Origin of the sequence: Rhodohalobacter sp. (assembly GCF_041686455.1) — a bacterium.
Taxonomy (GTDB): Bacteria; Bacteroidota; Rhodothermia; order Balneolales; family Balneolaceae; genus Rhodohalobacter.
The window spans coordinates 1-3221 of the sequence record NZ_JAWLDW010000196.1 but is presented as its reverse complement, the minus strand read 5'-3'; the positions used below and the strand labels follow the sequence as shown (position 1 = coordinate 3221).

Below are 3221 nucleotides of genomic sequence, written 5' to 3'. Positions count from 1 at the left end.
CGTTGATTATGCCGACTTGCAAGCCGATGATACAGGATATATAACTCCCCGGGTAGAAAAAAATACAGACGACTTTGATGTTCGGTTGAGAAGTTTCCAACCTCAGCGGGTTTCTTATTTCAATATTATTCCTGACTAAGCCGGATATAGAGAAGATTACTCTTCGGTGACCAATTTCTCTTCAAAAGGACGAATCACCTCTTCCACGTCTTTTGTATCATCAAACAGAGACAGAATTTTTAGCATCACTTCATCTACCAGTACGTCTGGGCAGGAAGCTCCGGAAGTGAGTGCAATTTTTAAGTTTTCCTGATCTTTGGGAAGCCAATTTTTTGTCTCTATCATCTCTTTTTCCCATTGGTTGAAGTGGCGAATTTTTTCCGATGAATCGAACTCTTCTGCATCGCGAATATGGTAGGTTGGGCAGTGATGTTCCAGGATCTCCACGAGGTGCATGGTATTGGATGAGTTGTATCCGCCAACAACAATGGCAATGTCCGGCTTTGCATCAGCCAGCGCGTAGGTGGCCGACTGATTTTCGTTGGTAGCATAGCAGAGCGTGTCGGATGTGTCGGCAAAGTGATTGGCCACATTTTCTTCTCCAAATCTCTCTTTGGAAGCTTTTTTCAAAATCTCCATCACCTGTTGCGTTTCGGTAGCGAGCATCGTGGTTTGATTGATCACCCCAAAAAACTCCAGATCTTTCAGCGGATTGAACCCATCCGTGCTCTTGTGACCAAAATATTTCTCAAAATCTTCGATCGGACGCTTCTCAGTCATAATATCAGCCAGGATCTGTGCCTCTTCCGGGTTCAGTACAACTACGGTTGGAGAGTGATCGGCGCTGTGTGAAAAGGTTGCGCGTGTCTCTTCGTGGCGATGCTTTCCGTGTACCACCAGGCTGTATCCCTTCTTTCCAAGCTGATTCCCCCGTTTCCAAACTTTCTCAACAAACGGGCAGGTTGTGTTGTACTGATAGGGATCAATACCCTTGGTCTTTAGCTTCTCACCAATTTCAAGCGTGGTTCCGAAAGCGGGCACAATCACAACATCATCCGGTGACAGATCTTCAATCGGAATTCTCACAGATCCGTCCGTATCAAACAGAAATTTAACTCCACGTTTTTGAAGATCCTCATTCACCGTAGGGTTGTGAATCATCTCGCTGAGCAGATAGATGTTTTTATCGGGATTTTCTTCCACTGTCCGGTAGGCGATGTCGATGGCATTCTCCACTCCGTAGCAGAAACCGAAGTGACGGGGAATCAGAAAGGTGACCGGACCGAAATTCAATTCGGTCGGGGCAAGGTCTTTCTTGCGCGGGTCGGTAATTTTATTCGCCTCTTTTACCTTACGGATAATGGGCGACTTAAACATCGCCGGGATTTCAAACTCTTTACGGGCCATAGAATAAATTAGGTCTCAAAATTTCGTCAGAATCAAAAAGATACAAAGTTCATCAGAGAAACACGTGGTGTGCCCGGATGATTCAGTATGCTGTGATGAATTTTTGAATGGAAAAGGCTTACGCCCCAATGTTTGTGGCATATGGCGCTAATTATAGAGTATTCTTGGCTTAGACTTTATGTGTAGCCATAGAGTATGAGAAATGAACCTTTTCAAAATAGGGGGGAAGATTAATATTTGCAGTGGCAACGCCTCTACGTAGATCAGAGATATAAATGTTGCACTCTGATCGGCGTAATAGTATCCCAATCTTACACCCCAAGCTAAGGCTTGGGGCTAGTTTCTGTTGGCTCTTTCAGAGCTCAAAATATTGATTCATTTACTTAGCTACCGAAACATGAGTGCCGTTGGAAATAGCTTGGCAGTGATAGTCACCGGGCCTAGTGTACTGCACGGTTACAGAATATCCATGATTCTCAGTGGTACAGATATTGTGATTTTGAATATACTTTGCTAAACACACCCTCTCTAGAAGGGAGGTGTTCATGTACAGAGCTAAATGATAGATTTTTTTATAATCGGTTTTGAGCTCTGAAAGAGGGGCCGATTTTAGCCTCGGGTGAAGCGCAGCGAAACCCGTGATAACAGTTCGCGCAAAAATCATCGCCGAACAGAGGGCGTTGTTTGGAATGAAAAACAGAAATGAGGCGGTGTTACTCATTATTTGTATGGGATATCAATCCGGTTGAATTGGATTAGCGTAACGCTATCCTGGAGTTAAATTAATTTCAGTGTTTGTCCTGAAAGAGCGAGAACCTCTCGATTGATTTGCCAAATTCACGATCAAACGTTTCTACGACTCCTTGATTGCACCGGAACGGTAAGCCTTCAGCAGATTTTTCAGATCTTTTATTTTTTCTCCAATTTCCTGTCCCTTATCTGTATCCCGAACCCGGATTCTTTTTCTGTTTTGCTCCAGAATCTCTGTTTTCGAATGAATATCCTGGGCTTTTTCAATCGCAATCTGTGTAGAATCAAAAGATTCGTGAGCGGCGAGAAGAAGCCCGTAGGAGTTAAAAATAAGCGTATAACCGGCAATTCCGGTTTTTGATTGGTATGCCTTGGCAAAGCCACCGTCTATAACCAATAATTTACCGCCGGCCTTAACGGGGCTTTCTCCCTTTTTTACTTTAACCGGAACATGCCCATTGATGATATGACCGGTTTCGGGATCAAGCCCGAATTCAGTTAAAATCTTTTGAGCCACATCTTCATCTGTCCGGAAATCATAGTAGGGATTCATCTCTTCGGTGTGAGTTTCGGAGTTACTGATAAAATAGCGTTCAAAGGTAGCCATCTTCGATTTTCCAAAAAGCGGAGACTGGTCTCCACTCCACAAATACCACATGGTATCCTGCCCATACTGTTTTTTGCCCGGATCATCAGTAGTAAAGTATCCCTGACGAGCTAATCGCTCGAGTCTGTCCATGAATTTTTTTGGACTGTGGTCTGTGTCATCAAAGGTAAAGTGGCGAAGTTTTCCGTTTTTGGTCATGGGAATGCAGCCGTGGTAGAGCAGGTTGCCGTTGTATTTTAAGTACATACTTCCCTTTGAAAAGAGAAAACGAACATGCTCCTGAAGCCGCTCGCTATTGGCAAATGAGAGACAGATTTTTTCCATTACCATCTCTTCCTGATCAGAGAGAGTGTAGGGATCAGATGGGTCAATGGTTGGAAAATGAGTGTCCAGCAAGGGATAAGATTTGTTTCGGATTTGAATTGTACCCGCCTCAAAATCAATCTTATCCAAAAGT

Annotated in this window: 2 protein-coding genes; both read right to left on the bottom strand. The window is 43.8% G+C overall.

What is annotated here, in order from left to right:
* Positions 1 to 156 precede the first annotated feature (156 nt).
* Positions 157 to 1407: a 4-hydroxy-3-methylbut-2-enyl diphosphate reductase gene (locus tag ACESM0_RS13445; RefSeq protein ID WP_372906717.1), complete on the bottom strand. Its 1251-nt coding sequence runs from the start codon at positions 1405 to 1407 to the stop codon at positions 157 to 159.
* A gap of 853 nt (positions 1408 to 2260) precedes the next feature.
* On the bottom strand, positions 2261 to 3221 hold a 961-nt coding region (locus ACESM0_RS13440), incomplete at its 5' end, for a fructose-bisphosphatase class III (protein ID WP_372906716.1).

Coding starts and splice junctions, on each gene's coding strand:
- ACESM0_RS13445 (WP_372906717.1), bottom strand. CDS start 1,407: ATGGCCCGTAAAGAGTTTGAAATCCCGGCGATGTTTAAGTCGCCCATT.